Source organism: Myxococcus sp. CA023 (assembly GCF_010998615.1).
In the GTDB taxonomy this organism is placed as follows: domain Bacteria; phylum Myxococcota; class Myxococcia; order Myxococcales; family Myxococcaceae; genus Myxococcus.
In genome coordinates, this window is record NZ_JAAEAH010000024.1 from 22880 (window position 1) to 49233 (window position 26354).

Here is a 26354-nt window from a genome sequence, read left to right on the forward strand (position 1 = left end):
GGCATTCGTGCTAGAGATTCCGGGGAGGGGGATGTGGCCTCATCGCCACGGAAATCACCATCTCATGCGTACGGACAGCGCTCTTCCCGAGGAGATTCTCGAGACGGTTCTTCGTTCGATGGGCACCGCCGCCGCGGGCCGCTTGCGCGCCGCGCCGGAGGCACCGCGGGCGCTCGCCCTGGCCCTGCGTGAGGCGGCCTCCCTTCAGTGCGCGGCCCCCGAGCCCCTGGTGTTCGCGCGGCACCTGGGGGCACGGCTCTCCGAGGCGGAGGACCCTGTCGTCGCGCTGGAACGTTTGCACGCAAGGGACCTTGCCCTTGCGCTCGCCTGCGCTCAAGGGACGCCGGGGGCGGCGGACCTCTTCGAAGCGCAGGTCCTGCGCAAGCTGCATGGCTCGCTCGCACGGCTTCATTCCTCGCCCACGTTCGTGGATGAAGTGCTTCAGGCGCTCCGGGGAAATCTGCTGATGCCTCGCCCCGACTCGCCGCCCCGGCTCCTTGGCTATGCGGGCGTGGGGTCGTTGTTGCACTGGGTCAACATCTCCGCGGTGCGCCTCGCGCTCCGGATGCGAAAGGCCCAGGGGCAGGAGGCACGGGTGGACGCGGAGATGCTGGCCGCGGACCCCGCGCAAGGCGGGCTGGAGCTGGGGCTGGTTCGCGAGGAGGCCCGCTCGCACGTGCGCGCCGCCTTCGTCCAGGCGGTGGCCTCCCTGGATGACGAGGACCGGGAGTTGCTTCGTCTCCACTTCGTCGAGCATCTGTCGCTGGCTCGCATGGGGGAACTCTACGGCGTGCACAAGTCCACCCTGTCCCGGCGGCTGTCCGGGGTGAAGGCGCTGCTGGAGACGCGCACGCACGAGGGGCTGACGGAGCGGCTGTCGCTCTCCCAGGAGGAGTTGGACAGCATGATGCGGGCCGTTCATGGCCGTCTCGACGTGAGCCTGTCCGGACTCCTGGCGGCGAAGGAATGAGCTGCCCAGACGAGAACGACCTCGCGCGTCACCTGGAAGGCCAGCTCTCCTCCGAGCGTGAGCAACAGGTGCGGTCCCACGTCGCCGGCTGCGCCGAGTGCCGGAGCGTGCTCGCCGCGCTGAGCCCGAATGAGGCGCGGACCTCCTTCGCGGAGGTGGGGCCGCTCGCCACGGGCACGCGGGTGGGGCGCTACGTGGTGCTGGGGCTGCTAGGCGAGGGCGGCATGGGCCGGGTTCATGTCGCGTATGACCCCGAGCTGGACCGCAAGGTGGCGCTGAAGCTGCTCAAGCCGGAGCGTTTCCATGAGGACTCACTGGCCCTGGCGCGGCAACGTCTGGAGCGCGAGGCCCGCACCATGGCGAAGCTGTCCCACCCGCACATCGCCAGCCTTCATGACGTGGGCGAGTACCAGGGACAGCTCTTCCTGGTGATGGAGTTCCTGGAGGGCGGCACGCTGCGGCGCTGGCTGACGGAGCAACCGCGCCCGCTGAGGGAGGTGCTCGAGCGCTTCCGGCAGGCGGCGGATGGACTCGCCGCGTCGCACGCGCTGGGCATCGTCCACCGGGACTTCAAGCCGGACAATGTCTTGCTGACGAAGGGCGGCCTCGTCCGCATCACCGACTTCGGTCTGGCCAACGCGACCCTGGTGCCTGGAACGGCGGCTCCCGGCCCGGTGTCTCCGGCGTCCCTCACCGTCACGGGGACCTTGCTGGGCACGCTGGCCTACAGCGCGCCCGAGCAACTCCGTGGCGAGCGCGGTGATGCCCGTTCGGACCAGTTCTCCTTCTGTGTCGCGCTCTATGAGGCACTCAACGGCCAGCGTCCCTTCGAGGGAAAGACGCGTGAGGCCTTGCTGGAGCAGGTGGCGCGGAAGGCCGTGCGGCCGGAACGCGCCGGTGTCCCCGCGTGGCTGCGGGCCGTCGTCCGGCGCGGGCTCTCCGCCGACCCCGCGGAGCGGTTCTCCTCCATGGAGGCGCTGCGTGCGCGGTTGTCCCGGGACCCGGGGGCGCGATGGCGCACGGTGTCCCTGGTGATGCTGGGCGCGGTCCTGACGGGGCTGGCTGTGTTCGGGCTGCTCTCCAGGCAGCCGCCTCAAGCGCTGTGCCAGGGCAGTGAGCGGCACTTCGCGGGCGTCTGGGATGCGGAGACGCGGGAGGCCACCCGGCGGGCCTTCCTGGCCACGAGCGCCCCGGACGCGGAAGCGTCCTTCTCTGCGGTGGCGGCGGCGCTGGAGCGCTGGAAGCTGGACTGGACGCACGCGCACCAGGAGGCCTGCGAGGCCACGCGGGTCTGGGGCGAGCAGCCAGACCAGGTCCTGGGCCTGCGCATGGCCTGCCTCGACGAGCGGCTGGAAGAGGTGACCCGCGTGGTGGCGGCGCTCCAGGAGGCGGATGCCCGCACCGTGGCGCGCGGCTTCGGGCTGGGGGGCTCGCTGGCGAGCCTGCGGCGCTGCTCGGACGTGAGGACGTTGCTGGAGGCCGTGGCGCCTCCGGAGGACCCCGCCGTGCTGGTGGAGGTAACGGCGGTCCGGGCGGAGTTGGCCCGGGCGAACGCGGGGCTGTTCGCGGGCCATACGCCGGAGGCGTTGAAGGTGGCGCTGGCGGCACGGGAGCGGGCCGTGCGCACGCGCTACCGTCCGCTGGAGGCGGAGGCCTATCTGCTGTGCGCCACGCTCCAGGAAGACGCCAGTGCGTTCGAGGACGCGCGAGCCTCGCTCGTCCAGGCCGGCCTCGCCGCGGAGGCGGGGCGCCATCATGCCGTGCTGGCCCGGGTGCTCTATGCCCAGGCGTGGTTGAGCGGCCATGACCTGGGACGGACACAGGAGGCCTGGGCCTATCTGAACCGCGCTCAGGCGGTGGCTGAGCCGCTGCGCGACCCCGAGTTCGACGCGCTGTTGAACTATGTGCGCGCCGAGTTGTTCGAGCAGGAGGGACGTTTCTCCGAGGCGGAGCCACTGCTGCGCGAGGCGCTGGACCGTGTCACGGCGAAGGGCGTCTCCCATGCCGCTGCCCGCGCGGAACTCAATGGGCGTCTGGGTTTGCTGGCCCGTCATCAGGGCCGGCTCCTGGAGGCGAAGCGCTGGCAGGAAGAGGCGCTGCGGCTTCAGGAGGACTTGCATGGCCCCGACCACCGCGACACCGCCCGGGCCCTGGTGAACCTGGGCGGCACGCTGGCACACGCGGGGGAGCTGGCCCGCGCGGAGGCCGTCCTGCAGCGGGCGCTGGCCAGCCTCCGCCGCAGCCTGGGCGAGGAACACCTCGTGGTGGCGCGCACGTTGTCCAACCTGGCCGTCATCTATTTCGAGTGGGGGCGGGGGCCGGAGGCGCTGCGCGCGGCCGAGCAGAGCCTCGCGGTCGCTCGCAAGAGCGTGCCGCCGGAAGGCGCGGACGCGGTGCTCATGGGCATGACGTCGAACCGGACGGGGGTGCTGGGCGAACTGGGCGAGCGCGAGGCCGAGCTGGAGCAGGCCCGGCGCAGCCTGGCCCACCGTGAGCGCGTGTACGGCGCCACGCATCCGGAGGTCGCGCTGGACCTGCACGAGGTGGGGCGGCTGTTGCGGTTGCTGGGGCGCACGAAGGAGGCCCAGGGCTTCCATGCGCGTGGCGTCGTGCTCCAGGAGTCGTTGCTGGCGCGCGGTGAGCTGGAGGGGGAGGGGCTGCGCTGGCTCGCGGATGCCCTGCTGTTCCTGGGTCGCGTCGAGGAGGCTCGGGGCCACGCGGAGCGGGCGCTCGCGAGGCTGGAGCGGGACTGGGGGCCGGTGGCGCCGGAGCGCATCAAGGCGCTGGTGCTGCTGGGCGACATCCATCTGGCGGGGCGCGCGCCAGCGGAAGCGGTGGCGCCCTTGAGGACGGCGCTGGCGGCGCTCGCGAGCGAACAGGTGGCGTCCGCGCGGGTTCCCCTGGCGCGGCGGCGGCTCGCCCAAGCCTTGCGTCTGTCCGGGGCGTCTGACGAGGCGTGTCAGGAGGCGCGCAGGGCGTGGCTGGAGTGGGAGCCCTGGCGCAAGGCCTACCCCGGTGAAGTCGCCGAGGCTCGCGCCGAAAAGGACCGCTGTCCGCGCTAGCCGTCCGATTTCGACGCAACGATGGCTCCCGGGATGTCTCTTTGTGGGGGGCAAATCCCCATGAACCATTTTCCGGGAAGTTCCGATGAAGAACCTGACGCGTGCGTTGGTGCTGTCGCTCTCACTCCTCGCTGTGGCGTGTGGTGACTCCAAGGAAGACGACAAAGACGGTGAAGGAGGAGGCGGCGGCGGAGGCAATGCGCTCCAGTGCTCCGCGGTGGGGTGGTGCACGACGTGGAGCGCGGACCCCAACGAGGTGACGAACGCACCGCAGCTGACGGGGGGCACCCTCCGGGAGGGCACCTACCGCGTCGAGCAGGGCAACGGCTACGACGCGGCGATGGTCCTCCGTGGCAGCTCCGTCATCCTCCTGGGGGGAAGCTGGAACAACTACCTGGGCACCTGGAAGGTGAGCAACGGGAAGCTGGAGCTGACCCGGGCCTCCTCATGCGATGACTACAGCGAGGGGCCGCTGGACAACCTCGTCACCGAGGTCCATGCCTTCGCGGTCCGGGGCGACGAGCTCTTTACCCAGGACCAGGACGACTCGCGGGGGACCATCCTCCGCTGGAAGCGGGTGAATGACCTGTGTGAGGAGAGCGCCTCGTTCAAGTGCCGGGGTGGCCTCTGCTCCTGTGCCACGACGACGAACAGGCCCATGACGGGGCAGCAGAGCTGCAGCGGGTGAGCACCGGGGCTCATTCTCAAGAGCTCCTCCTCCGTGGCGTGAGTCCGTGGACGCGCGCGGTCGGACTCCTCCGGCTGTGCGCTCCGGGTTCGGCGGTCGCTCTCAGGGCGCGTATCGCGCCAGGAACACCTTGAACTGAAGCGACACGAAGATCGGCTTCGGCGCGACCAGTCCTGCTTTGGCGAGCATCGCGAACAGGCCGGCATCGGATTCGATGGGCCGCAGCGCCATGAAGCGCTCGCGCCGGCGCTCCAGTTCCTCCCGTGGGGTGCCATAGGCCCGCCATCGCCGGAGCTCCACGTTCAACAGCTCGGGGTCCATGCCGATGCGGCAGCCCACGACCAGGGGGGCTCCGGGCTTGAGCCGCCGGGCGACTTCGCGGAGCAAATCGAGGCGGGCTGCTTCACCCTCCACGTGGTGGAGGACGCCCATCATCTGCGCGCCATCGAAGAGGGGGCCGGAGGGGAGCGTGTGTAGCTCGCCATGGTGCAGGTGCGTGCGCGAGAGCAGGCCTTCCGCTTCCAGGCGCTTTCGCGCGACGTCGAGCATGGCGTCGGAGGGGTCCACGCCCGTGAAGCGCCAGCCGGGGACGTCGAAGCGGGTGTAGGGCATCAACTCCGCACCCGTGCCCACTCCCACGAAGAGCAGCGAGGCCGCGTCCTGGCCGTCGAGCTGGGCCGTCAGCGTGCTGACGCCGAGTTCATACAGGGCCTGGGTGCCCGCGAGCGCGACGGACGCCTGGGCGTCGTAGTGAGCGGCGCGGTCCGCGCCAAATCCTGGAACGATGTGGTGGGCGGGATGGTGGTGGTCGTGAGCCATGAGAGGTCCTCGGAAAGTCGTAGTCGGCTTCGAGAATGCGTTCTGGCTCGGGTGAATGGGAGGGCGGGGATTCAGGTGGGATCGGCGGAAGCACAGGTCCGTCCCACGGCTGCTATCCAAGTGAGTGAGGGCGGCGGCGCGTTTCGCTTCGCAAGGGGTTCCCCCATGGTGAACGTGAGCCGCGCATACCACTGCGGTCAGGCGTGTTGGCGCGCGCGAGCGCGGTAGGCGCGAGGTGAGAGACCGAATGCGCGCGTGAAGCTCGTCGTGAAGTGGGACAGGTCCCCGAAGCCGGCATCCAGGGCGACATCGGTGATGCGCGCACGGCTGCCGCGCAGCGCCGAGGCCGCCATGCCCAGTCGCGTGGCGATGACGAACTGGCGGGGCGTCTGTCCTGTCACGGCTCGGAACATGCGCAGGAAGTGAAAGCTCGTGAGCCCCGCGATGTCCGCGAGCGTGTCCAGCGAGCAGTCCTCCATGAACTTTGATTCGAGATACCGCAGGACCCGGGCCACTCTGCGCGCCTGAACGTCGGAGACCTCCACCCGTGTCTCCGGCGCGTCGCCTCCCAGCGTCACCCCTGCGTCCACGACCGCCAGTGCCGCCTCTCGCAGGTCCTCCACCTGGCCACTCTCGAGTGCTTGTCGCGCCAGGAGGACGGCGTTCACCGACGTGAGCGACGCCGGAGCGCAGACGCGCGCGAAGGGGCGCGTTCCTCGATTGGAACGCCCCAGCGAGCGGAGGGCATCGTCCAGCAGCGCGTCGGAGCACTCGATGACGAGCGAGCGGTCTCCTCCATCATCGACGTGCCTGAACTCATAGGGCGCCGACCGGTTCCCGAGCAGCAGCGCGCCCGGCCCCACTACCGCGGCCCCCTCGGGGCTCCGGACATGGAACACGCCGGACAGCACGACACTGATGCAGACCCGAGCGTGCTCGCCGCCGAAGATGGGGCTGCGGGTGCCTGCTCGACAGACACAGTCACTGATGTCGAAGGCCTCGCCCGTGCTGAGCGCGTGATAGCCGGGAGCCCGCTCGGGAAGCACCGCAACATTCCCAAAGTTTCGCCTCATGGGCCGATGCTATCCCGACCGCCGTGGTGCTGAAGCAATGTCCAGGAGGAGCCGTACATGGCGGGGATGTCGTCGATGCGAGGCGTGCTCTTGATGATGACGCTCTGGGAGCTGGGTTGTGGCGCACACGGTGGACGGCCCGCGGAGGCACTGGAGAATCACGGGGGCACCTGCACGCCCGAACTCTACGGCGCGGGGCTCTTCACCACCGGGGCCTGGGACTTCTTCATGGCCTTCTCTCCAGACCAGCGACGCGTGCTCTTTGGAAGGGCAGATGACCAGTTCCAGCAATATACGCTCTACGAAACGCAACTGACTGATGAAGGGCACTGGTCCCGTCCGGTGCTCCCGCGCTTCGCCACCGAGTGGAGCAACGCGGACCCACACCTTTCGCCCGACGGGCGCACGGTGTACTTCATCTCGAACCGTCCCGAGCCTGGGGAGCAAGGCCCCCGAAGCTCGTATGACATCTGGGCCGCGTCGCTGGACGCCGACGGAGCATGGGAGGACGCGCGACGCCTTCCAGCCCCCGTCAACGACAAGCACCGCGACGAGTGGTCACCGGCCGTGGCCGCCAATGGCAATCTCTACTTCGGGGGTGAGCGAGACGGCACACTGGGTGGCAGCGACCTCTGGGTCTCCCGCTGGGTCGACGGCGCCTACCAGCCGCCAGAGAACCTGGGGCCCAGCATCAACTCGTCGGTCCATGAGCTCGAGCCATGGATTGCGCCTGATGAGAGCTACCTCATCTTCAGCGCACTGCGGCGGGAAGACGGACTGGGCGGATACGACTTGTTCCTCAGCCGCAATGTGGATGGCGCATGGACGCCTGCACGCCGGCTCTGCGAGGGCATCAACACGCCCGCGAGCGACTACAACCACAGCGTCTCCCCTGATGGAAAGTGGCTCTACTTCAGCAGTACGCGCCCCTTCACGGGCGACGTGGGGGCACGTTTCGATGCGCCAAGGGATGACAGCGCCGTCCAGGGCATCGGCCGCGGCACGGGGGACATGTACCGCATCCCCATGAGCGCGCTGGGGTTGTGAATCCGGCAGCGGAACACGCCCTGGTCGGCTGCGCGCGCGGCTCGGGCCGTTGAGACGGTGCTTCCGTTGACCCTCATCCGCCCATGCGAGAGGGTGCGCATGTTCGACTGGAAGCGCCTACAGGAGCTCAACGGCGGCGACGCAGAAGCTGCCCAGGATGACGAAGCCCGAGCGCATCCAGCCCTTCGGGTTCTGGCTCCACAAGCGCGTGACGCAGTTGACGCGCATCGTGGAGGGCAATCTGCGCGAAGTGCTCTGAGCGAGCCGGCGAGGAGGGGGCCGGCCTGGGCTCACCCCTCCTTCACCCAGGCGCGGAGCTTCGGGCATGCAATGGTCGTGGCGAGCGACTCTTCCATGCTGCTCTCATAAATCGAGATGGCGACTGGCACATCGTGGCCCGCGATGTCTCCGACCGCCTGCATGGCCGTGCCGATGCGTGGGTCGACGCGCGCGCCGTGCTCGGCGAGGAAGCGTTTGATGGTGGCGCGCCACTCCTTGCCTGCCTGAGGCTGCTGAGTGACTTTCAATGCGGAAAGGGCCTTGCAGAAGTCGCCGTAGAACTCACGCAACCGGGTGGCTGCCGCCGTCCGTTCCGCCTCTGTGGTCCGGAATCGCGCCCACAGTTCCACCTGCACCCGCTCGTCATGGTTCCCTGGAAAGGTCGGGAAGGACCAGGTCTTCACCCTCTCTTCCACGCAGCCGGTATCGAGGAACATCGACCGCACGCTCAAGGCCTCTGTCTGCCTTTCTTCTGTCTGGACCTTGCCATCTGGCGCCAGGGTGAGTCGCACCCGGATGCGATCATCCGTGTCGGGTCCGGCCTTCCAGGGAACGAACTCAAACGAATGAGGGGCCTTGTCCTTCCCGTGCTGGATGGAGACCAGGCGCATGCAGGACGCGAGCGTCTGGCGTTGGCTGTCGAAGGCGCGTCGCACGGCATCAGGTGACAGGCCCGGCGAGGTCTCCACCCGTTCCGCCGGGGAGACCTCCGCGGCCTGGGCGGTGAGGAGCGAAGACACGAGCGTGAGGACCGAGGCGAGGCGGCGACAGTCAGGGAGGCTGGGCATGGCGCGGACGATAGCAAGGCCGGGCATGGCACCGACTATCGGACAGGCGCCTCATGCTTCCTCACTGGAGGCGTGCACGGCGTATGGACCGGAGTGCGCTGCATCAGGCAGAGGCGCGAGGGCTTCAGTGCCTGCACCACCACGTGCCCGGAGCGCTCCATGCGCAGCGTGTCGCCGGGGTGCAGCACGTAGTCTTTCGCATCGCCTGCGCAGGTGAGCCACAGCATTCCTTCGCGACACGTCAGCGTCAGGGGATGTCCGCTCCGGGTGCGCTCGCTCCACAAGGCGCCCTGGGCCAGGTGAACCGGGCCCACGTTCCGCGCTGGCGCTGCTTCGAACCGCAGCCCGCTCACCACAGTCCTCATCCAGTCCCACATCACCGCGTCCTCCAGGGCACCAACATGCGCCCCCGAGCGGTTGCGGAACAGATTCAGTCGGGTGAGATTGTGACCGGTACAGTTCTACTCCAACGAACTGTGCCGGTCGCCGTCGATGGGAGCTGTATCTGGGCAACGGGCCCGCTCTCGTCTCCGATACCGGCCGTGGTGGATGCGGCTCACCTTGGGAGGAGCCATGGGCGCGGTGGCACACAAAGCAAAGCTCTACGAGCAGGTGGCCGAGCGGCTCGCGGAGGCCATTTCCGCGGGCACCTTGCAGCCTGGAGACAGACTGCCGTCCGTGCGGCAGCTCAGCCTGCGCGAGCGGGTAAGCATCTCCACGGTCCTCCAAGCCTACCTGCACCTGGAGTCCCTGGGGCTCATCGAGACACGCCCCCAGTCCGGCCACTACGTGCGCCGCCGTGAGCGGCCCCGGCTGGCGGAGCCCCAGGTGTCGCGGCCCGCGTCCAGCGCCACCGCTGTCACCGTCAGCGGGCTCGTCGCGAGCGTCTACCGGTCCATGGGGGATGACCGCATGGTCAAGCTGGGTGCCGCCTCGCCTGCGCCGGAGCTGCTGCCCGTCCGCAGGCTGTACCGCGAGCTGAGCGCGCTCAGTCGCGAATCGCGCGACCGGAGCATCCAGTACGACGCGCTGCCCGGGTGTCCGGAGCTGCGCCAGCAGCTCGCGCGCCGCTCCATGGACTGGGGCTGCTCGCTGTCCGCGGACGACTTCATCACCACCTTCGGCGCGTCCGAGGCCATCCACCTGTGCCTGCTCGCGGTGGCCCGCCCGGGAGACGCCATCGCCATCGAGTCCCCCGCGTACTACGGAACGCTGCAGTCCATCGAGGCGCTGGGCCTGCGCGCGCTGGAGATTCCCAGCTGCCCACGCAACGGGATGCAGATGGAGGCGCTGGAGGCGGCGCTGACGCGGCGGCGCATCGCCGCGGTGCTGGCGGTGCCCAGCTTCAGCAACCCGGTGGGCAGCTGCATGCCCGACGTGCGGCGCCAGCGGCTGGTGAATCTGCTGGATGCTCACGACGTGCCGCTCATCGAGGACGACATCTATGGCGACCTGCACTTCGGCGCCGAGCGTCCGCGCTCATGCAAAGCATTCGACACGCGCGGCAACGTGCTGCTGTGCAGCTCGTTCTCGAAGACGCTCGCGCCGGGCTTCCGCGTGGGCTACGTGGCGCCGGGCCGCTTCCGGGAGCGGGTGGAGCTGCTCAAGTTCTCCACCTCCGTGACGACCGCCACGGTGCCCCAGTATGCGATTGCGCGCTTCCTTCAAAATGGAGGCTATGACAGGCACCTGCGTTCCTTGCGCCGCCGGCTCGCCGCGCAGGTGGAGCGCATGGCCGAGGCCGTGGCGGAGTTCTTCCCCGAAGGCACGCGCGTGACGCGGCCCTCGGGCGGCGCGCTGCTCTGGGTGGAGCTGCCGCGGCAGGTGGACTCGCTGGCGTTGAATGCGAAGGCCCTGGAGGCGGGCATCAGCATCGCCCCGGGGCCCATCTTCTCCGCGCGGATGGATTCATATCGCCACTGCTTCCGGCTGAACTGTGGCCACCCGTGGACGCCGCGCATCGAGGCGGCCATGTCCACGCTGGGGGCGCTGGCGCGCAGCCTGACCTGACGTCGGGCTCAGCGCGCGAACAGCAGCCCCGCGCCTTCTCGGACCGCCCGGTCCACGGCGCGGGAGATGGCCTCAATCGCCGGTGCGGGGGCTGCTGCCCGGCCGGTCCGTGTCAGCTTCAGGCGGAGCGACGTCATGAAGCGGGCCCAGCCGTGCATGGGCATGTAGTCAGGGGCCCCGCTCAGGTGCTGGCGCAGGTCTTCGCGCACTTGCCGCACCTCCGCGGCCGTCCAGTAGCCCATGGAGGGGAAGTTGCGTCGCAGGCCAATGCCCTCCGCCACTGTCCGGTCCGGCGCCCGGCCCCAGACGAGGTGGCGCCACAGCTCGAACGTCCGCTTGGGACAGTTCTCTCCGATGACGACGTCCGAGGCGCGGACTTGCTTGTCGGTGGGCTTGAGGTTCGTCGCCAGCTCCATTCCCTCTGGAATGCCCAGTTCCTCGCGGGTGAAGTAGTCGGACAGCTCATCGAGCAGGTCCTGCATCGCGTCCGCGTGGCGGGTGGGGGGCTTGCTCAGGGACTCGGCGCCCTGCTGGAGCAGGTGGTCCACGAGGCCGAGGATGGCCATCAGCTCCTCGTCCGACTCAATGTCGGCCAGGTCCTCCGCGTTCAGGTGCTCCGTGTTCTCCCGCCAGAGCCAGTCGCGGAAGTCCGCGAGCCGCGCCGGCGTCAACAGGGGGACGAGTCCGTCGGGCGGGGTCAGGTAGATGAAGACAGGGGCGCTCATGAGCCCTGTCTACTCTGGACTTGGACGCCTGGGGATGGCTGTGGTGCTTCCGGGATGGTGGGGGCCCGGTGGTGGCCCGGCTCACACACGGATGGGGGGTTCGATGAGGACGGGCTCGGTGGCCTTCGGGTCATTCGGGTCGAACGCGGGCGCGTAGGGACCGGCGTGGGTCTCCTTCCACTTGCGGGGCACGCGCTCGATGCCCACCGGGAAGACGGTGAGCCGTCCGTCTTCACCGATGCGCATGCGGAGGAAGTTCTTCCAGTCCGGAAGCGCCAGCGAGATGAAGGCCTCGTTGGAGTGCGCGCCGAAGCGATTCACGCTCAGCCACAGGTACAGGCCCATGACGAAGGGCCCCACCAGGAAGCCGCCCAGGAAGGTGAAGCCCGAGGACAGCAGGAACTTGCCCGCCAGGTGCCACCAGCCCGCCTCGCAGTGGATGCCGTCCGCGGCGAGCTCGGGGCACACGCCCAGGCCGCTCACCGTGAAGTAGGTGGCGCCCCAGGCCACGAAGAAGGCCGCGGCGATGTGTCCAATCCCGTGGAGCGTGCCCGCAAGCGTGCGCCACTTGCCGAAGGCCGAGTCTGCCAGTCCGATGAGCCCGCCGATGGTGGCCATGCCCAGCACCAGCGTCCACGGCCGGGCCACCATGCTGTTGGCCACCGCCAGGATGACCTCGGAAAGCTGCGACATCCCGAACGAGCCCACCTCCGCGTAGGCCGCCAGCGCCAGCAGCAGGTACAGCATGCCGGTCATCAACCCGAACAGCGGACTGTGGCGGATGAGGAGCAGGTTCTGCCGGGCCAGCTTCCGGGACGTCCGTTCGTCCGGGAAGCTCTTCTGCAAGGTGTAGCCGTCCCGCAGGACGTGGGCGGAGGGCGCGTGCGTGGGGTGGAGGAACGCGCCGCCACCGCCCGCGGTGATTTTCTGCCGCCCGCCGGCGTCCTCGTGCCGCCGGTAGTGGTGCAGGTCCCCGGCGAGGAAGACGTTGATGCGCCGGCCGAACACCTTCTCCTGGAGGTACTCCAGGTTGTTCTCCAGGTAGCTGCCCTTGCGCCGCTCGGTGGCGGCCAGAATCCACGCGGGCTCCGCGTTGCAGAGGATGATGCGGTCGTCGGGGCCCATGTGGCTGGCCACTTCGCGGAAGTACTCCACCTGCGGCACGTCGATGTCGCTGTTGAGCTGCACGTCCGTGCCGATGAGCCACCAGCGCTGGGGCAGCTTCAGCGCGAAGTAGCTGCGGCTCTGCCGCGTGCGCCGGCCGGCAATCCACCGGTTCGCGCAGAACAGCCGCAGGAAGGCGCCGAGCCCGTCGTACCAGTCATGGTTGCCCGGAATCACGAACAGGTCCGGGTTGGGCGCATGCGAGCGCCGCATGGCCGCCTCATAGGGCTGGACGAGCCGCTCGTCGTACACCTCGCGGCTGGCGCCGGGGTACACGCCGTCACCGCCATGGACGAGCAGCCGTCCTCGCTGTGTGGCGTGGGACTCCGCGTGGGACTGGCCCTGCACGGACAGCGTCAGCTCCGGCAGCGCCAGCAGCCGAGCCACCGCGTAGGTGGAGTTCCAGCCGTCGCCGGTGTCCGACACGTAGTCCAGCCAGAATCCGCCCTCCGGCATCGGCTCCTGCGAATAGTCGAAGTAGGGCACCTGCGGCCGCACCACCGCTTCGATGAGCCGTTGGTCCGCGCGCGCGCCGAAGACTGCAGCCACCAGCGCGTCCAGGCCCGTGCGCAGCAACTGCGCGGGATGAAGCCAGCGCACCATGTCCGCCCGCTTCCGGGGATGCACCGCCATGCTCTGGTCCGACACCGGCAGGCCCTCGCGCGGGGACAAAGCGTAGGGACGCAGGTCCTCGGCGGGGAGGTCCTCTCGTGGCGGCTTCAGCGGCTCCAACGGCTCGCGTTCAGCGGCCATGAGCGGGCTGCTCCAGGAAGAGGCCGGAAAGGACGGTGAAGCCGAGCCCGGGGGCCGCGGGCGAGGACGTGTGGAATCGTGAACGCATGGCTGTCCTGGATTACCACGGCCATGGCCCTCGCCTGGAGGCCAGGCGGGCACGGTTCAAGGTTCCCTGGGGCCGCCGGGTGGGGCACCCTGGGGACATGCCGGACTCGCCGCTCAAGGATTTCCCGGTGGTTGTCTCCTTCCCTCTCCACTGGGGGGAGATGGACGCCTTCGGCCACGCCAACAACACGCGCACGTTCACCTGGTTCGAGACCGCCCGCATCCACTACTTCGCGCGCATCGGCCTGACGGGGCCGTCCGGCGCAGGGGACGAGCGGACGAACCGCGACGGCGTGGGGCCCATCCTGAAGGCCACCAACGCGGAGTACCTGCGTCCCGTCCTCTTCCCCACGCGCCTGGTGGCCGGTTGCCGCGCCACCCGCATCGGAACGTCGTCCATCACCCTGGAGCACGCGGTGGCCGGAGAAGACGACGGCGTCCTCTACACCCGGGGTAGCTGTGTCATCGTCACCCTGCGCTACGCCACCCACGAGAAGGTCCCCGTGCCAGCGGAGCTCCGCGCGGCGATTGAGGCGCTCGAGGGGCGCTCCTTCAGCTCGTGAGTGAACGGCGGTTTTCGAACGGCGCGCCGTCCATGAGCGACCTGGCGCTGGGGTTCTACGAGGGCATGGCCGAGGAGTACCACCTGCTCTTCGCCAACTGGCCGCAGGTGGTGGAGCGGCAGGGCGCCATGCTGGACGCGCTGCTGCGCCGCTGCGAGGCGCCGCCGCCCCGGCGTGTGCTGGACTGCGCGTGTGGCATCGGCACCCAGGCGCTGGGACTGGCGGGCCGTGGCTACACCGTCCACGCCACCGATTTGAGCCCGGCCGCCGTGGCACGTGCCGAGCGCGAGGCTCGCGCGATGAACGTGCACCTCACCACGGGCGTGGCGGACATGCGCACGCTGGACGCGCAGGTGGAGGGCACCTTCCCGGTGGTGCTGGCGCTGGACAACGCGGTGACGCACCTGCTGACGGACGAGGACCTGGACGCGGCGGCGCGCGCCATGGCGTCGAAGCTGGCTCCCGGTGGGCTGGCGGTGTTGAGCGTGCGCGACGCCGACGCGCTGGTGCAGAGCCAGCCCCGCTTCACCTCGGAGCGGCTACTGGAGGCGCCCGAGGGCCGCCGCATCCTCTTTCAAATCTGGGACTGGGCCGCGGACGGACGGACGTACACGGTGCACCAGTTCATCCTCCGCCCCGAAGGCAAAGGCTGGCAGGCCACCGAGCACACCGGCGTGTACCGCGCGCTTCAGCGCGTGGACCTGGAGCGGGCGCTCACACGTGCGGGGCTGATGGATACGCGCTGGCACACGCCGGAGGAGACGGGCTTCCATCAGCCCATCCTCACGGCGCGGCGGGCCTGAGTTCCGCGGGAAGGCGGGCCGCTACTCGATGCGGCACGCCTCGCTGAAGTCCAGGCGCGGGTTGCGCGGGAAGAGCTTCTCCGCGTCACCGTAGCCGAGGTTGATGAGGAAGTTGGACTTCCACTTCCCCTCCGGGAAGAACGCCGCGTCCACCTTCGCGTTGTCGAAGCCCGCCATGGGGCCGCAGTCCAGGCCCAGCGCCCGCGCGGCGAGGATGAAGTAGCCGCCCTGCAGCGAGCTGTTCATGTAGGCCGTCTTCTCGCGGGCCTCTGCGGGAATGGCGAGGAAGCCCGTCTTCATGTCGCGTGCGGGGAAGAGCTGGGGCATCTTCTCGTAGAACTCGGTGTCGTACGCGATGATGGCCGTCACCGGCGCGTTCATCGTCTTGTCCACGTTGCCCGGGGACAGGGTGGGCTTGAGCCGCTCCTTCGCCTCGCGGCTCTTCACGAAGAGGATGCGCACCGGCTGCGAGTTGGCCGCCGTGGGCGCCATCCGAGTGAGCGCGTAGAGCTGCTGGAGGACGTCGTCCGCCACCGGCTTGTCGAGCCACGCGTTGTGGGTGCGGGCGTCGAGAAAGAGCTGGTTGAGGGCGTTGGCGTCGAGGCCGGCCTGCTGCGTTGCCATGGGTGCGTCCCTTCCTGGAGTGATCCGGCGCGTGACCTTCATGGGCCACCGCCACGGTTCTTCAGGTAATGGGCTAACTTCCAATGTGCAAGTTGCTTCCAAAAAGTAAGTAACTTGGGGTTTCCGTGCCGGTGGCAGGGCGGCTCGCTATATTCAGGGGAGGAGGCGCCAATGGAGCATCCGCTGACACGGTGTGCGCGATTCGAGAAGGCCAGCGAGCTGATGGGGAAGCGCTGGACGGGCCTCATCCTGCGCATCCTTCTCGCGGGGCCCCGGCGCTTCGGCGAGCTGACGGACGAGATTGGCAGCATCAGCGAGCGCGTCCTGTCGGAGCGGCTCAAGGAACTGGAGGCGGAGGGTGTGGTGTCGCGTCACGTGGACGCGGGGCCTCCCATCCGCGTGGCGTACCAGCTCACGGAGAAGGGACAGGCGCTGTGGAAGGTCGTGGATGAGCTGGGGCGGTGGGCGGAGCGCTGGGTGGACGTGAAGCCCGCCTCCGCCGCTCGCAAGCGCAAGTCCGCGTGAGGTTCAGGCGCCGCCGCGCTTCGCGTCCGCTGGGGCGTTGGGGTGGCGGGCCAGCAGCATGCGCAATTGAGGCTGACGCCGCACCGCTTCCTGCTTCAGCAAGTGCGCGATGAGGGCCGGCGGGGCCGCGCTCCAGCGGGCGATGTTCTGGATGAGCATGGGCGAGCGGTAGGTGCGTCCGCACAGCAGCGACGCCGTCTTGCCATCCACCGGCAGGCCGATGAGCGCCGCCAGGGCGCGGCCTTCCGTGTTGAGGATGAGCTCCACCTTCTCCTCCGCGGGACCGCTGGCGAAGCGCTGACGGAGCACCTCGCGCGCCGCGCGCCGTGTGGACTCCGGCACGTCGCGGTCATTGCCCACCTTGTGCAGCTCCATGAGCCGGCGTGCGCTCCACAGCCGCCGGAAGAGGCTGGCGGGGAGCTGCGGGTTGCGCACGAGCCAGCGGCGCACCCCTGTGTCCGCCGCGAAGGCCGCCCGGGCGCACAGTGCCTCCAGGCCGACGGGGTTGCGGTGGTAGCGCGCTACGAGCCGCGCATGGGGCAGACCCGTGCGCGCGTTTTCGAACACGGCCTTGATGACGGCGGGAATCGGGTCGAAGCACAGCGCGGAGAGGATGGGGTCCTCCGCCGCGTGGGCATGGGCGATGCGCTGGTCCTCGGGGAGCGGGTGCAGCCGCAGTTCGAAGAGCTGGCGGTAGTTGCCCAGGGCGGCTTCGGGCTCGTCCTCGGCGTCCGGAGCGGTGTCGGGGGTGGGCTCGGCGTCCAACGGCGTCAGGTCGAGCACGGGGAGGTCTGCTTCGGGCGCGGCGTCCAGCGGCGTCAGGTCGAGCACGGGGAGGTCTGCTTCGGGCTCGGGGGGCGCGGGGGACGTCTGTCGCTGGGGCTCGAAGGCCACTGGCGGAGCGGCGACAGGTGCCGCCGGGCTCGCGGTGGGCGTGGGCAGCAGCGCGCCTTGGGTGACGAGCCGGGAGAGGATGGTCCGCAGCCGCTCGGGGGGCAGGCCCGTCAGTGCGGGCAGGTTCCGGGCCGGGGTGGCGCCGTCCAGGCGGGAGAGCACGAAGCCCTCCTCTGGGCTGAGGGCCAGCGTCCGCAGGTCGACCGAGGGGTTCGGCTTGGGCATCCACTCCGTCATGGCTCCAGAGTCTTTCATGACCTGGAGGACTCCGGCAGGCCCGGGCCCAGGAGGGCGGCACCGGACTGGAAAACATGACGGATGCTGGACGGCCTGCCCGGCTGGTGGGTGTGCGGGGAGTACCCTTGCCTGTCCATGCCTACACGCTCTGCGTCGAGCCGGGTTGACGGGAGGGCGCCCTGGGGCCCTAACTTCCCACCATGTCCGACCGCATCGAGACCTATGCCGAGTTCTGGCCGTTCTACCTGCGGGAGCACGCGCTGCCGTCCACGCGCTGGCTTCACTTCACGGGCACCTCCCTGGGACTGGGACTGGGCGTGACGGCCGTCGCCACGGGCCGCGGCGCGCTGGTTCCGGCCGCGCTCGTCGCCGCCTACGGCTTCGCGTGGTTCAGCCACTTCGTCATCGAGCGGAACAAGCCGGCGTCGTTCAAGTACCCGCTCTGGTCGTTCATCTCCGACTTCCGCATGGCGGGGCTGATGGCCATTGGACGGCTGGCCCCCCACCTGGAGCGTGCCCGGGAGGGCGGCGTGGGCTCGGGTGAAGTGGCCCGCGCGGTGCCCGCGACGCAGCAGGCCCGCTAGGGCAGACACGCCTCCTCGTAGCCCCAACGCTCTTCGTCTTCACCTTCGTCGAGGAGCGGCTTCAAGGAGTCGAGAGGGACCGTGGGCGGAACGTCCACGGAGATGAGCCCGGGGACATGGCTCCGCTCGACAGCGCAGCCGTGCTTCTCCAGGAGCGCCTTGACGGAGGGCACCTCGTCCTCGTCGTAGACGATGAGGCGCAGGGTGGCATGGCCCGAAGGACGGACGACCTTCTGGAACCGAAGCTCTCCATCCACGTCCTTGGCCGAGACGACGTCTTCGCAGGCAACGCCCTTCGCGAAGAAGGGGACGTTGTCGAGCTGGAACAACCCCTTCCCCAGGGGACGCGCCCAGAGTCCCTCGGAGTCCGCGGGGGGGTAGTCGTCCTCGTCCTTCTCCAGCTCGAAGATGACCTTGACCCGGTCATCACGCTTCGCGGTGCTCATTTCGACTTCCCGTCGCAAGAGTGCTTGTTGCCCTTCTTGAGGTTGCACTTCCGGCAGAGAACCTGTCCATTGTCCACATCGCCTGCGCCGCCCTTCGACTTGGCGCGCTTGTGGTCGACATGGGCCTCGTTCGACGGAGGCGTCACGCCCTTCTGGTGCCGCTTGCCAGGGACCGTCTCGACGTCGCAATTCACACAGCGGATCTTGCCGTCATTCTCCTTGGCGTTCCGTTCCTTCACGACTTCTTTCTGCCGCTTCGTGAAGGCCTTTCCGGACCGGTCCTTCTTGTCCTTGTCTTTGTCTTTCTCCTTGCCCGCGAGCCCCGTCTGCCCGTCAGGAATGACGGACTCGAGGAGGGGAGCGGATTGAAAGGGCGACGGGGCCGTGGGGACATCCATCGTGGATGGAGTGGCGACGGCGATCGCGAGAAGGAGTAGATAGAGATTGTGCATTGAAAGACAATCCCATGTGCAAGGCTTTGGTTTCAATGCATGGGCCCAAGGCAGTTGCGCGCACCGCCTCTGTCTCTCGCGGCCACTCGCGCGAGTGGGTGGTGATGACCCCGGAGTGCCCCGCCCCGGGGAGCGCGGAACGGCCGCTTCTACGACGCCGTCACCCTGAAGGAGCGCGTCCTGGCGCCCGCGCATGCGGCGGGACTTCAGTCTCGCGTCTTCCACTTCGAGAACATCATGGACCTGCACCCGACCTGTTACACGCACTTCGGGCTCGTCCTGGAGAAGCCCGCGAAGGTGTGACGCGCGGGGCGCTGGGGGGGGGCAGGCCGGCGCCCGGGCGGCTTGTCCTGGTCAACATCCGCGCCCCGGGGGGCTACAGGGAGTAGCCACGCGGAACGTGGCCGACCTATACATCCCTGCCATGGGACGCATTTTCGAGACACGCAAGGCCACGATGATGGCCCGCTGGAACAAGATGGCGAAGGTGTTCACGCGGATCAGCAAGGACATCGCCATCGCGGTGAAGGCGGGTGGGCCCAATCCCGATTCGAACTCCACGCTGCGCCGGGTGCTCCAGAACGCCCGCGCCGCGAACATGCCGAAGGACAAGGTCGACGCGGCCATCAAACGCGCGAGCGGCCAGTCGGCGACCGACTACGAAATCGTGCTCTACGAAGGCTACGCGCCTCATGGCATCGCGCTGCTGGTGGAGACGGCGACGGACAACGTCGTGCGCACCGTGGCCAACGTGCGCATGCACTTCAACAAGCACAGCGGGAACCTGGGCACCACGGGCAGCGTGGCCTTCATGTTCCAGCGCATGGGCGTGTTCCGATTGAACCCGGAGGGGTTGGACCAGGACTCGCTGGAGCTGGAGCTCATCGACCACGGCCTCCAGGAGATGGGCGAGGGCGTGGGGGAGAAGGGCGAGAAGCAGATCATCATCCGTTCCGCCTTCGCCGATTTCGGCCAGCTCCAGGCCGCCATCGAGGCCAAGGGCCTGGTGCCCGTCTCGGCTGACTCCGAGTACGTGGCGCTGAACCCCATCGAGCTGCCCGAGGACAAGGCCACCGAGGTGCTGGAGCTCGTGGACGCGCTGGAGCAGGACGACGACGTCCAGCGCGTGTTCCACAACCTGGCGTGAGGCAGGAGGCCGGGCCGGCCCTCGAATCAGGGCCGGTCCAGCCGTGGTCTCAGGCGGGCGTCAGCCGAGCCTGGCGCGGAAGCCGATGGGCCCCTCGCCGTTGTAGACCATGGTGCCGGCCAGCGTCTTGCCGCCGTCGCTGGACGCGACGTTGAGGGCGACGACGTTCTGGCCGTTGCGGGCGCCAATCATCCAGAAGCCACCCGGGTTCCAGGGCGCGGTGCTGCCGCCCCACTGGTTCTCCACGGTGTAGGTGTCCGGCGAGGTCAACGTGCCCCGGAAGCCAATGGGGCCCTCGCCGTTGTACGTCATGGTGCCCGAGAGCGTCTTGCCTCCGTCGTTGGACTTCGCGTCGACGTTGATGACGTTCTGTTTGCCGCGAGTGCCCAGCACCCAGACCCCGCCGGAATGCCAGGGCGCGGCGCTTCCGCCCCACTGGTTCTCCACCGAGTAGCTGTCGCCGTCAGTCGCCTCGCTCTTGAATCCGATGGGGCCCTCTCCGTTGTAGGTCGTGGTTCCGGTGAGTGTCTTGCCTCCGTCGTTGGACTTGATGCTGACGGCCACGATGTTCTGCTTGTCCCGGGCGCCGAGCACCCACATGCCGCCGGGCTGCCAGGGCGCGGAGGTGCCACCCCACTGGTTCTCCACCGTGTAGTTGTTGGCGCTGGACAGCGTGCCGCGGAAGCCAATGGGGCCTTCGCCGTTGTACGTCATGGTGCCCTTCAGAGTCTTACCGCCGTCGTCGGACTTGATGTCGAGGGCCACCACGTTCTGCTTGTCCCGGGCACCGATGAGCCAGAGCCCACCAGGGTTCCAGGTCGCTTGCGAACCACCCCACTGATTCTGAACGAGATACGCAGCCATTCGTGACGTCCTTTGAGTCGAGGTTGGACTGACGCAACTGCGGGCTGGAGCCTGGACGGGGGTCGGCGGCTCCGCGCGGCCTCGGAGCAGATGGCGTGCCATTCGTCGCGAGAGGGAATTCCTCCTCTGTGAGGTGCTTGCGGGGTTGGAGTGTTTGTCTTTGTTTGCGTTCAGCGCAGACGCAGACGCGTTGGGTAGGGCGCGGGCTGTGTATGTATTGGCTGCTAGGACTCTTGGGCGATGCCTCGCAGGGCTGGGTGGCCACTGCCCATGTCACGGCAGACACCGGGGTGTCATTTGACACCTTGGTGAGCCGGAAAGGCGGGCGCATGGAGTCCCCACACGCGCCCGCGCCCGTCGGCGTCCGGCTTCAGGCGTTGACGCCCACGCCCACCGGGCAGCTCACGCCGGTGCCGCCCAGTCCGCAGTAGCCACCCGGGTTCTTCTCCAGGTACTGCTGGTGGTAGTCCTCGGCGAAATAGAAGGGCGGAGCGGGGAGTAACTCGGTGGTGATGGCGTCGAAGCCCCGGGCCGCCAGCGCCTTCTGGTACGCGTCACGGCTCGCCACGGCGGCGCGCTGCTGGGCTTCGTTGGTGAAGTAGATGCCGGAGCGGTACTGCGTGCCCACATCGTTGCCCTGGCGCATGCCCTGCGTCGGGTCATGGCTCTCCCAGAAGACGCGCAGGAGCTGCTCGAAGGACACCTTCTTCGGGTCGAAGACGACGCGGACGACCTCGTTGTGTCCGGTGAGACCGCTGCACACCTCGCGGTAGGTAGGGTTGGGCGTCAGGCCTCCGGCGTATCCCACCGCCGTGCTGTGCACGCCAGGCGTCTGGTAGAACTTCCGCTCCGCGCCCCAGAAACATCCCAGGCCGAAGTAGACCTCCTCCAGGCCTTCCGGCACGGCGCCCTTGATGGGCGTGCCCAGCACCTCGTGCTTCTCCGGGACGGGCATCACGTCCGAGCGGCCCGGCAGTGCTTCCTCCGGGGTCGGAATCCTCAGCTTCTTGGTCGGATTGAAGAACATGCCCCAGGCATAGCGGCCTGGCGTGCGCGATTCACCCCCAGAAGGGGCAGGCGTGCAGGCAGAGGGTGGCAGGCCGTCCCGCCTGCCGCGCTGCTTCATGCGCCCCCGTGCGTCGTGACGGTGCGGGGCCAGTGGACGGTGAAGGTGGTGCCCTGGTCCCGGTTGGAGCGGACCTCCACGTGCCCCCCGTGTGCGCCGACAATCTGGCTGACGATGTAGAGCCCCAGGCCCAGGCTGCGTTTCTTCCTCGCGGCGTCCTGTAGTGGCGCGGTTGCGGGCATGTTCTTGAACGGGTCGAACAGGCGCGGCATCAGCTCGGACGCAATCGGCTCGCCGGTGTTGTGGACCTTCAGCACCACCTCACTCGCCTCTCCGCGCACCGTGACACACACCGGTCTGTCTTCCTGGCCATGCTGGAGGGCGTTGGCCACCAGGTTGCCCAGCACCTGTGACACGCGGTCCGGGTCCCAGTTCCCTCGGGTGTCTCCGCTCGCCTCGAACACCAGCGAGCGCTCCGGGGCGCTGACCCGGAGCTCTTCCAGCGTCGCCTGGCATACCTCCACGAAGTCCATGGGCTGGCGGGCCACTGGAAGCCCCCCGCCCAGGCGGGTGCGGGCGAAGTCGAGGATGTCCGTAATCATGCGCCCCATGCGCGCGGTGGCCTTGCGGATGCGGTCCACGGCGCGGCGCTCGGGTGGCGCCAGGTCCTCGGCCCGCGTCAATTGGAAGGCCGAGGCGCTGATGGCGTTGAGCGGGTTGCGCAGGTCGTGTCCCAACACCGCCATGAGTTGTTCCCGGAAGTCCACCGCCCGCTGGAGCACGGCCTCGGCCCGCTTGTGGTGGGAGACATCCACCACCGTGCAGCTCAAGCCCAGCACCCCTTGGTCGGGCGTGCGGACCGGGTGGAAGCTGGCCTGGAAGGTCCGGGCATCTCCAGGGATGGTGAACTCGACGGCGTCCACGGGTTCACCTGTCTCAATCATGCGGCGGAACATGGGCTCGAACGTGCCCACGGCCGTCACGGGGGCCATCTCCTGGAAGCGGCGGCCCAGGTGGGCTTCCGGCGAGTGGCCATCGATGTCCGCCATGGCCTGGTTGATGCGCACGAAGCGCAACTCCCGGTCCAGCAGGGCGATGCCCATCGGGGTGGAGGCCAGCAGCGCGTCCAGTTGCGCCAGCGAGCGCTGGGCGTCCGCGTGGGCCTGGCGCTCGCGGGTCCGGAGCCGGGCCTGCACCAGGTGAGCGGTGGCTCGCTGCGCCATGGTCCGGAACAAGAGGGTGTCCGGCTCGGAGAAGACGAAGGCGGTGCGCGAGCTCATGTACGCCATGCCCAGGAGTTGGTCGCCATCCAGCAGGGGCACGCCGTACACGGCGCGCAACCCTTCCTGCTTCAGCGTGGGCAGCGCCACGCGAGGGTCCGTGGACGCTGAGCGCAGCGTCAGGGGCTGTCGCTGGCGGAGCACCTCGCCCACGAATCCTTCCTCCCGCTCCAGCGACACGCCGAGCGCCTCGTCCGCGCCCAGGCCCACCGCGGCGCGCACCACCAGCGCGTCGCCTTCCACCAGCACCAACGCCGCCGAGTCGACCGAGAGCGCGGACTCCACCAGGACGGTGAGCAGTCGCGAGGGGAGGCTGGCCATGGAAGGGCTGTCCAGCGTGGCCTGCGTCATCCGGTCCAGTGCCTGGAGGATGCGCTGCCGCCCCTGGGAGAAGGACGTCACCGTCCGGGTGACAATCCGGTCCAGCGAGTCCTCCATCCGCTCCAACTCGCCCGGCGCGGGGTAGGCCGCTTCGGCTTCCATCCTGTGGAGGATGCACTTGCGCAGGAGCGCGTACTCGGACGCCACCTGGCCCAGGTCGAAGCCGGCGTCCAGCCGGGACATCGCGTGCTCGTCCGGCACCGTGGTGAGGATTTCGTCCGGGCCGTGGTCGATGAGGTCCGCGAGCATGTTGAGCAACTGGGGCATGTGGTCCAGCAGCCACGAAGGCTGCGCCACGTGCCCCACGTGAAACGTTCGCATGGCCCGCTGCCAGTCCTCCAGCACCTCCGCCTGGTGGGCGCGCAGGAACTCCGCCGTCTTGAGCGTCCGAGCCCCGGAGGCCTCCTTGTCGCCCGCTGTGCGTGACTCTGTCTCCAGCATCACCGGCCTCCCGAGGCCCTGGGCCGCCCACTCCGCCGTTCACTTCCATTCTGGGGACGATGGCGCCTGCGTGCCTCGTCCCACCGTCGCTGGATGGGGGCCCGGTGGACGCCACCCCGGGCGGCACGGCGGCGCACTGTCCGCTCGGACGTCCAACTTCGGGCGCTTGCCACCGTGTCCGTGCGCTGTGGAGCTGTGGGCCCGCACGGGCTCGGTTAGGGTGTCTGCAAGATGCGCACGCTCCTGCTGACCCGCTCCGACGTCTCCCGCAACCTGCAGGCTCCTCTCTTGCTGGAGGACATGCGAGAGGCCTTCCGCACCGACGCCCTGGCACGCACCGTGGCACCGCAGCGCGCCCGGGCCCCCCTCCATGCCGAGGGCACCGCCCTGGTGCTGTTCCCCGGCAGCCTGCCCTCCATCCCCGCCTACTCCGTGAAGGTGCACGCGAAGTTCCCCGGCCAGTCGCCGGCGATTCGAGGCGTGGTGCACCTGCACGACGTTGCTACCGGCGAGGTGATGGCGGTGATGGACGCCGGCCACCTGACGGCGGTGCGCACGGGCGTGGTGGGCGCGCTGTCGGCGGACGTGCTGGCGCGGCCGGACGCGAGCCGGGTGGCGCTCATCGGCGCGGGCCGGCAGGCGGTGTTGCAGCTCAAGTCGTTGCGGCTGGTGCGCTCGCTGACGCATGTGCGGGTGTTCGACACGGCGCCGGAGCGCTCGCTCGCCTTCGCCACGCGCATGTACCAGGAGTTGAACCTGCCGGTGCGGATGGCGGAGTCCATGGAGGAGGCCGTCTCCGACGCGGACATCATCGTGACGGCGACGTGGAGCCGTCACCCCTTCCTGCACCCCGGCATGGTGCGGCCGGGCACGCACATCATCGCGCTGGGCGCGGACGAGCCGGGCAAGGCCGAGCTGTCCGCGGAGCTGCTCCGTCAGTCCCGGTTCGTCGTCGACCACCGGGGCCTGGCGGTGTCCACCGGCGCCGCGGGCGCGGTGGGGCTGGGTGAGGAGTCCATCCACGCGGATCTGGGCGAGGTGCTGGCCGGCCTGAAGTCCGGGCGCACGTCCGAGGAGGACGTCACCGTCTTCGCGGCGGTGGGACTGCCCTTCCAGGACCTGGCGGCGGCCTGGCACGTCTACCAGTCGGCCCAGGGCGACGACGCCGTGAGCGGGGTGGACTTCGACGCATGAGGCACAGGGTGCTGGGGCTCCTGTCGCGCATCGGCCTGACGCGGCCTACGCTGCGCGCGTGGGCGATGTACGACTGGGCGAACTCAGCCTTCATCACCACCGTCGTCACGGTGGTGTTCCCGCTCTACTACGCCTCCGTGGCGGCGCAGGGACTGCCGCGAGAGGTCGCCACCAGCCGCTTCGCCACCGCCACCGCGGTGGCGCTGAGCGTGGTGGCGGTGCTGTCACCGGTCCTGGGGGCGCTGAGCGACCGGGCCGGACGCATCAAGCACATGCTGGGCATCTTCGCGGGCCTGGGCATGGTGTCCACGCTGGCGCTGGCCACGGTGGGCCCGGGTGACTGGGAATGGGGCCTGCTGCTCTTCGGTCTGGGCAACGTGGGCGTGACGGGCAGCATCGTCTTCGCGGACGCGCTCTTGCGGCACATCGCCCGGGACGACGAACTGGACCGTGTGTCCACCGCGGGCTACGCGCTGGGCTACCTGGGCGGCGGTCTGCTGCTGGCCGCGCAACTGGTGCTGCTGATGAAGCCCCAGTGGTTCGGACTGGCGGACGCGGGGGCCGCCTCGCGCGTGGCCTTCGCCTCCGTGGCGGTGTGGTGGGCCCTCTTCTCGGTGCCCCTCTTCCGGCGCATCCCCGAGCCGAAACCGGACGTGTCCATCCAACGTCCCCCGCTGTCCCTGCGCGGCATCTTCACGCAACTGGCGGGCACGCTGGGCGGGCTGCGCCAGCACCGTCAGGCCTTCCTGCTGCTGGTGGCCTATCTGCTCTACAGCGACGGCATCGGCACCATCATCCGCTTGTCCACGCTGTACGGGACGGAGTTGGGCATTGGCCGGGGCGCGCTGATTGGTGCGTTGCTGATGACGCAGGTGGTGGGTGTGCCGTGCGCGGTGCTGTTCGGCCGGGCCGCGGGGCGGGTGGGGGTGAAGCGCGCGCTGATGTTCGCCCTGTCGGTGTACGTGGGGGTGACGTTCCTGGGCTACTTCATGCGCACGCCGGTGCACTTCTTCGCGCTCGCGTTGCTGGTGGGCATGGTGCAGGGCGGCAGTCAGGCCTTGAGCCGTTCGCTCTTCGCGCAGATGGTGCCCCGGGACAGGGCGGCGGAGTTCTTCGGCCTCTTCAGCGTCTTCGAGAAGGTCACCGCGGTGGCGGGCCCGCTGGTGTTCGCGGCCACGGTGGAGCTGACGGGCTCCAGCCGGCAGGCGGTGCTGTCCCTGCTCTTCTTCTTCGTGTCGGGCGCGGCGGTGCTGTCCCGCGTGGACGTGGCCGCGGGGCGACGCGCGGCCCGCGAGGCGGAGGCGCGTGCCGGATGGCGCGGCGACGGTGCACCGGAGGCCGCCGCTGCCCCGGAGGGCGCGCCGGACGCGAGCCGCGGCGTCTGAGCC

The 26354-nt window shown here is 69.2% G+C and carries 25 protein-coding genes; 12 read left to right on the top strand and 13 right to left on the bottom strand.

The window, feature by feature from the left end; genetic code table 11:
- Nucleotides 1–64: 64 nt before the first annotated feature.
- The 3 genes from F8M74_RS12755 (at nt 65) to F8M74_RS12765 (ending at nt 4720) form a co-directional block, all read left to right on the top strand.
- Complete coding sequence (locus F8M74_RS12755) at nt 65–970, top strand: transcriptional regulator (RefSeq protein WP_228559458.1); 906 nt, start codon at nt 65–67, stop codon at nt 968–970.
- The gene (locus tag F8M74_RS12760) at nt 967–4032 is read left to right on the top strand and encodes a serine/threonine-protein kinase (protein ID WP_141257052.1); all 3066 of its coding nucleotides are present in this window, start codon (nt 967–969) and stop codon (nt 4030–4032) included. The genes F8M74_RS12755 and F8M74_RS12760 overlap by 4 nt, the downstream gene beginning before the upstream one ends.
- An 85-nt stretch (nt 4033–4117) precedes the next feature.
- Entirely contained in the window at nt 4118–4720 is a 603-nt protein-coding gene (locus F8M74_RS12765) for a hypothetical protein (RefSeq protein ID WP_141257053.1), read from the top strand.
- Between the two features lie 102 nt (nt 4721–4822).
- Here the strand turns inward: F8M74_RS12765 and F8M74_RS12770 are convergent, their stop codons facing one another.
- Both F8M74_RS12770 and F8M74_RS12775 read right to left on the bottom strand, forming a co-directional pair.
- Nucleotides 4823–5539, bottom strand: a complete 717-nt coding sequence (locus F8M74_RS12770; RefSeq protein ID WP_171410093.1) for a class I SAM-dependent methyltransferase — start codon at nt 5537–5539, stop codon at nt 4823–4825.
- 197 nt (nt 5540–5736) lie between these two features.
- A complete protein-coding gene (locus tag F8M74_RS12775) occupies nt 5737–6612 on the bottom strand; it encodes an AraC family transcriptional regulator (protein ID WP_171410094.1) in 876 nt (291 codons plus the stop codon).
- Between the two features lie 57 nt (nt 6613–6669).
- Here F8M74_RS12775 and F8M74_RS12780 point away from each other — a divergent pair, with 57 nt between their 5' ends.
- Entirely contained in the window at nt 6670–7659 is a 990-nt protein-coding gene (locus F8M74_RS12780) for a PD40 domain-containing protein (protein ID WP_141257055.1), read from the top strand.
- A gap of 290 nt (nt 7660–7949) precedes the next feature.
- Here F8M74_RS12780 and F8M74_RS12785 read toward each other — a convergent pair whose 3' ends face one another.
- Nucleotides 7950–8627 carry a hypothetical protein gene (locus F8M74_RS12785; RefSeq protein WP_228559456.1) on the bottom strand — a complete coding sequence of 226 codons (678 nt, stop codon included), beginning with the start codon at nt 8625–8627 and terminating at the stop codon, nt 7950–7952.
- Nucleotides 8628–8761: 134 nt separating this feature from the next.
- Nucleotides 8762–9103: a DUF2917 domain-containing protein gene (locus F8M74_RS12790; protein WP_216619666.1), complete on the bottom strand. Its 342-nt coding sequence runs from the start codon at nt 9101–9103 to the stop codon at nt 8762–8764.
- Nucleotides 9104–9299: 196 nt separating this feature from the next.
- On the opposite strand from F8M74_RS12790, the gene F8M74_RS12795 reads away from it, so the two are divergent.
- The gene (locus F8M74_RS12795) at nt 9300–10736 is read left to right on the top strand and encodes a PLP-dependent aminotransferase family protein (RefSeq protein WP_228559452.1); all 1437 of its coding nucleotides are present in this window, start codon (nt 9300–9302) and stop codon (nt 10734–10736) included.
- Nucleotides 10737–10744: 8 nt separating this feature from the next.
- On the opposite strand, the gene F8M74_RS12800 is transcribed toward F8M74_RS12795, so the two are convergent.
- Both F8M74_RS12800 and F8M74_RS12805 read right to left on the bottom strand, forming a co-directional pair.
- On the bottom strand, nt 10745–11461 hold the full coding sequence (locus tag F8M74_RS12800) for a hypothetical protein (protein ID WP_141257059.1): 717 nt from the start codon (nt 11459–11461) through the stop codon (nt 10745–10747).
- An 81-nt stretch (nt 11462–11542) separates the two neighbouring features.
- Entirely contained in the window at nt 11543–13378 is a 1836-nt protein-coding gene (locus tag F8M74_RS12805) for a metallophosphoesterase (RefSeq protein ID WP_141257060.1), read from the bottom strand.
- Nucleotides 13379–13563: 185 nt separating this feature from the next.
- Here F8M74_RS12805 and F8M74_RS12810 point away from each other — a divergent pair, with 185 nt between their 5' ends.
- Both F8M74_RS12810 and F8M74_RS12815 read left to right on the top strand, forming a co-directional pair.
- A complete protein-coding gene (locus tag F8M74_RS12810; protein WP_140869255.1) occupies nt 13564–14028 on the top strand; it encodes a thioesterase family protein in 465 nt (154 codons plus the stop codon).
- Between the two features lie 32 nt (nt 14029–14060).
- Nucleotides 14061–14831, top strand: a complete 771-nt coding sequence (locus F8M74_RS12815; protein WP_171410095.1) for a methyltransferase domain-containing protein — start codon at nt 14061–14063, stop codon at nt 14829–14831.
- 21 nt (nt 14832–14852) lie between these two features.
- Here the strand turns inward: F8M74_RS12815 and F8M74_RS12820 are convergent, their stop codons facing one another.
- Nucleotides 14853–15455, bottom strand: a complete 603-nt coding sequence (locus F8M74_RS12820; RefSeq protein ID WP_141257063.1) for a malonic semialdehyde reductase — start codon at nt 15453–15455, stop codon at nt 14853–14855.
- 171 nt (nt 15456–15626) lie between these two features.
- Here F8M74_RS12820 and F8M74_RS12825 point away from each other — a divergent pair, with 171 nt between their 5' ends.
- The gene (locus F8M74_RS12825; RefSeq protein ID WP_141257064.1) at nt 15627–15980 is read left to right on the top strand and encodes a helix-turn-helix domain-containing protein; all 354 of its coding nucleotides are present in this window, start codon (nt 15627–15629) and stop codon (nt 15978–15980) included.
- 3 nt (nt 15981–15983) lie between these two features.
- Here the strand turns inward: F8M74_RS12825 and F8M74_RS12830 are convergent, their stop codons facing one another.
- Complete coding sequence (locus F8M74_RS12830; protein ID WP_194858736.1) at nt 15984–17111, bottom strand: hypothetical protein; 1128 nt, start codon at nt 17109–17111, stop codon at nt 15984–15986.
- 200 nt (nt 17112–17311) lie between these two features.
- Between F8M74_RS12830 and F8M74_RS12835 the strand changes: the two genes are divergently transcribed.
- Nucleotides 17312–17695 carry a DUF962 domain-containing protein gene (locus F8M74_RS12835; protein WP_141255642.1) on the top strand — a complete coding sequence of 128 codons (384 nt, stop codon included), beginning with the start codon at nt 17312–17314 and terminating at the stop codon, nt 17693–17695.
- Here the strand turns inward: F8M74_RS12835 and F8M74_RS12840 are convergent.
- Nucleotides 17692–18141: a DUF4265 domain-containing protein gene (locus tag F8M74_RS12840; RefSeq protein WP_141255643.1), complete on the bottom strand. Its 450-nt coding sequence runs from the start codon at nt 18139–18141 to the stop codon at nt 17692–17694. The genes F8M74_RS12835 and F8M74_RS12840 overlap by 4 nt on opposite strands.
- A complete protein-coding gene (locus F8M74_RS12845; protein WP_163884416.1) occupies nt 18138–18593 on the bottom strand; it encodes an HNH endonuclease in 456 nt (151 codons plus the stop codon). The genes F8M74_RS12840 and F8M74_RS12845 overlap by 4 nt, the downstream gene beginning before the upstream one ends.
- Nucleotides 18594–19017: 424 nt before the next feature.
- Here F8M74_RS12845 and F8M74_RS12850 point away from each other — a divergent pair, with 424 nt between their 5' ends.
- Nucleotides 19018–19740 carry a YebC/PmpR family DNA-binding transcriptional regulator gene (locus tag F8M74_RS12850; RefSeq protein ID WP_141255645.1) on the top strand — a complete coding sequence of 241 codons (723 nt, stop codon included), beginning with the start codon at nt 19018–19020 and terminating at the stop codon, nt 19738–19740.
- Nucleotides 19741–19800: 60 nt separating this feature from the next.
- Here F8M74_RS12850 and F8M74_RS12855 read toward each other — a convergent pair whose 3' ends face one another.
- The 3 genes from F8M74_RS12855 to F8M74_RS12865 all read right to left on the bottom strand — a co-directional run bounded on the left by F8M74_RS12855 (nt 19801) and on the right by F8M74_RS12865 (nt 23772).
- Complete coding sequence (locus F8M74_RS12855) at nt 19801–20604, bottom strand: lectin ESA-2 (protein ID WP_141255646.1); 804 nt, start codon at nt 20602–20604, stop codon at nt 19801–19803.
- 370 nt (nt 20605–20974) lie between these two features.
- Nucleotides 20975–21631 (bottom strand): peptide-methionine (S)-S-oxide reductase MsrA, encoded by a 657-nt coding sequence (gene msrA / locus F8M74_RS12860; RefSeq protein WP_141255647.1) that lies wholly within the window; start codon nt 21629–21631, stop codon nt 20975–20977.
- Nucleotides 21632–21726: 95 nt separating this feature from the next.
- Nucleotides 21727–23772 carry an ATP-binding protein gene (locus F8M74_RS12865; RefSeq protein ID WP_141255648.1) on the bottom strand — a complete coding sequence of 682 codons (2046 nt, stop codon included), beginning with the start codon at nt 23770–23772 and terminating at the stop codon, nt 21727–21729.
- Between the two features lie 231 nt (nt 23773–24003).
- Between F8M74_RS12865 and F8M74_RS12870 the strand changes: the two genes are divergently transcribed.
- Entirely contained in the window at nt 24004–24966 is a 963-nt protein-coding gene (locus tag F8M74_RS12870) for an ornithine cyclodeaminase family protein (RefSeq protein WP_141255649.1), read from the top strand.
- Nucleotides 24963–26351, top strand: a complete 1389-nt coding sequence (locus tag F8M74_RS12875; protein ID WP_216619667.1) for an MFS transporter — start codon at nt 24963–24965, stop codon at nt 26349–26351. Before F8M74_RS12870 ends, F8M74_RS12875 begins: the two co-directional genes overlap by 4 nt.
- Nucleotides 26352–26354: the final 3 nt, after the last annotated feature.

Excerpts from the sequence above, each read along its gene's own strand:
- F8M74_RS12755 (WP_228559458.1), top strand. The coding sequence starts at position 65 with ATGCGTACGGACAGCGCTCTTCCCGAGGAGATTCTCGAGACGGTTCTT.
- F8M74_RS12760 (WP_141257052.1), top strand. The coding sequence starts at position 967 with ATGAGCTGCCCAGACGAGAACGACCTCGCGCGTCACCTGGAAGGCCAG.
- F8M74_RS12765 (WP_141257053.1), top strand. The coding sequence starts at position 4,118 with ATGAAGAACCTGACGCGTGCGTTGGTGCTGTCGCTCTCACTCCTCGCT.
- F8M74_RS12770 (WP_171410093.1), bottom strand. The coding sequence starts at position 5,539 with ATGGCTCACGACCACCACCATCCCGCCCACCACATCGTTCCAGGATTT.
- F8M74_RS12775 (WP_171410094.1), bottom strand. The coding sequence starts at position 6,612 with ATGAGGCGAAACTTTGGGAATGTTGCGGTGCTTCCCGAGCGGGCTCCC.
- F8M74_RS12780 (WP_141257055.1), top strand. The coding sequence starts at position 6,670 with ATGGCGGGGATGTCGTCGATGCGAGGCGTGCTCTTGATGATGACGCTC.
- F8M74_RS12790 (WP_216619666.1), bottom strand. The coding sequence starts at position 9,103 with ATGTGGGACTGGATGAGGACTGTGGTGAGCGGGCTGCGGTTCGAAGCA.
- F8M74_RS12795 (WP_228559452.1), top strand. The coding sequence starts at position 9,300 with ATGGGCGCGGTGGCACACAAAGCAAAGCTCTACGAGCAGGTGGCCGAG.
- F8M74_RS12800 (WP_141257059.1), bottom strand. The coding sequence starts at position 11,461 with ATGAGCGCCCCTGTCTTCATCTACCTGACCCCGCCCGACGGACTCGTC.
- F8M74_RS12805 (WP_141257060.1), bottom strand. The coding sequence starts at position 13,378 with ATGGCCGCTGAACGCGAGCCGTTGGAGCCGCTGAAGCCGCCACGAGAG.
- F8M74_RS12810 (WP_140869255.1), top strand. The coding sequence starts at position 13,564 with ATGCCGGACTCGCCGCTCAAGGATTTCCCGGTGGTTGTCTCCTTCCCT.
- F8M74_RS12815 (WP_171410095.1), top strand. The coding sequence starts at position 14,061 with ATGAGCGACCTGGCGCTGGGGTTCTACGAGGGCATGGCCGAGGAGTAC.
- F8M74_RS12820 (WP_141257063.1), bottom strand. The coding sequence starts at position 15,455 with ATGGCAACGCAGCAGGCCGGCCTCGACGCCAACGCCCTCAACCAGCTC.
- F8M74_RS12825 (WP_141257064.1), top strand. The coding sequence starts at position 15,627 with ATGGAGCATCCGCTGACACGGTGTGCGCGATTCGAGAAGGCCAGCGAG.
- F8M74_RS12830 (WP_194858736.1), bottom strand. The coding sequence starts at position 17,111 with ATGACGGAGTGGATGCCCAAGCCGAACCCCTCGGTCGACCTGCGGACG.
- F8M74_RS12835 (WP_141255642.1), top strand. The coding sequence starts at position 17,312 with ATGTCCGACCGCATCGAGACCTATGCCGAGTTCTGGCCGTTCTACCTG.
- F8M74_RS12840 (WP_141255643.1), bottom strand. The coding sequence starts at position 18,141 with ATGAGCACCGCGAAGCGTGATGACCGGGTCAAGGTCATCTTCGAGCTG.
- F8M74_RS12845 (WP_163884416.1), bottom strand. The coding sequence starts at position 18,593 with ATGCACAATCTCTATCTACTCCTTCTCGCGATCGCCGTCGCCACTCCA.
- F8M74_RS12850 (WP_141255645.1), top strand. The coding sequence starts at position 19,018 with ATGGGACGCATTTTCGAGACACGCAAGGCCACGATGATGGCCCGCTGG.
- F8M74_RS12855 (WP_141255646.1), bottom strand. The coding sequence starts at position 20,604 with ATGGCTGCGTATCTCGTTCAGAATCAGTGGGGTGGTTCGCAAGCGACC.
- msrA (WP_141255647.1), bottom strand. The coding sequence starts at position 21,631 with ATGTTCTTCAATCCGACCAAGAAGCTGAGGATTCCGACCCCGGAGGAA.
- F8M74_RS12865 (WP_141255648.1), bottom strand. The coding sequence starts at position 23,772 with ATGCTGGAGACAGAGTCACGCACAGCGGGCGACAAGGAGGCCTCCGGG.
- F8M74_RS12870 (WP_141255649.1), top strand. The coding sequence starts at position 24,004 with ATGCGCACGCTCCTGCTGACCCGCTCCGACGTCTCCCGCAACCTGCAG.
- F8M74_RS12875 (WP_216619667.1), top strand. The coding sequence starts at position 24,963 with ATGAGGCACAGGGTGCTGGGGCTCCTGTCGCGCATCGGCCTGACGCGG.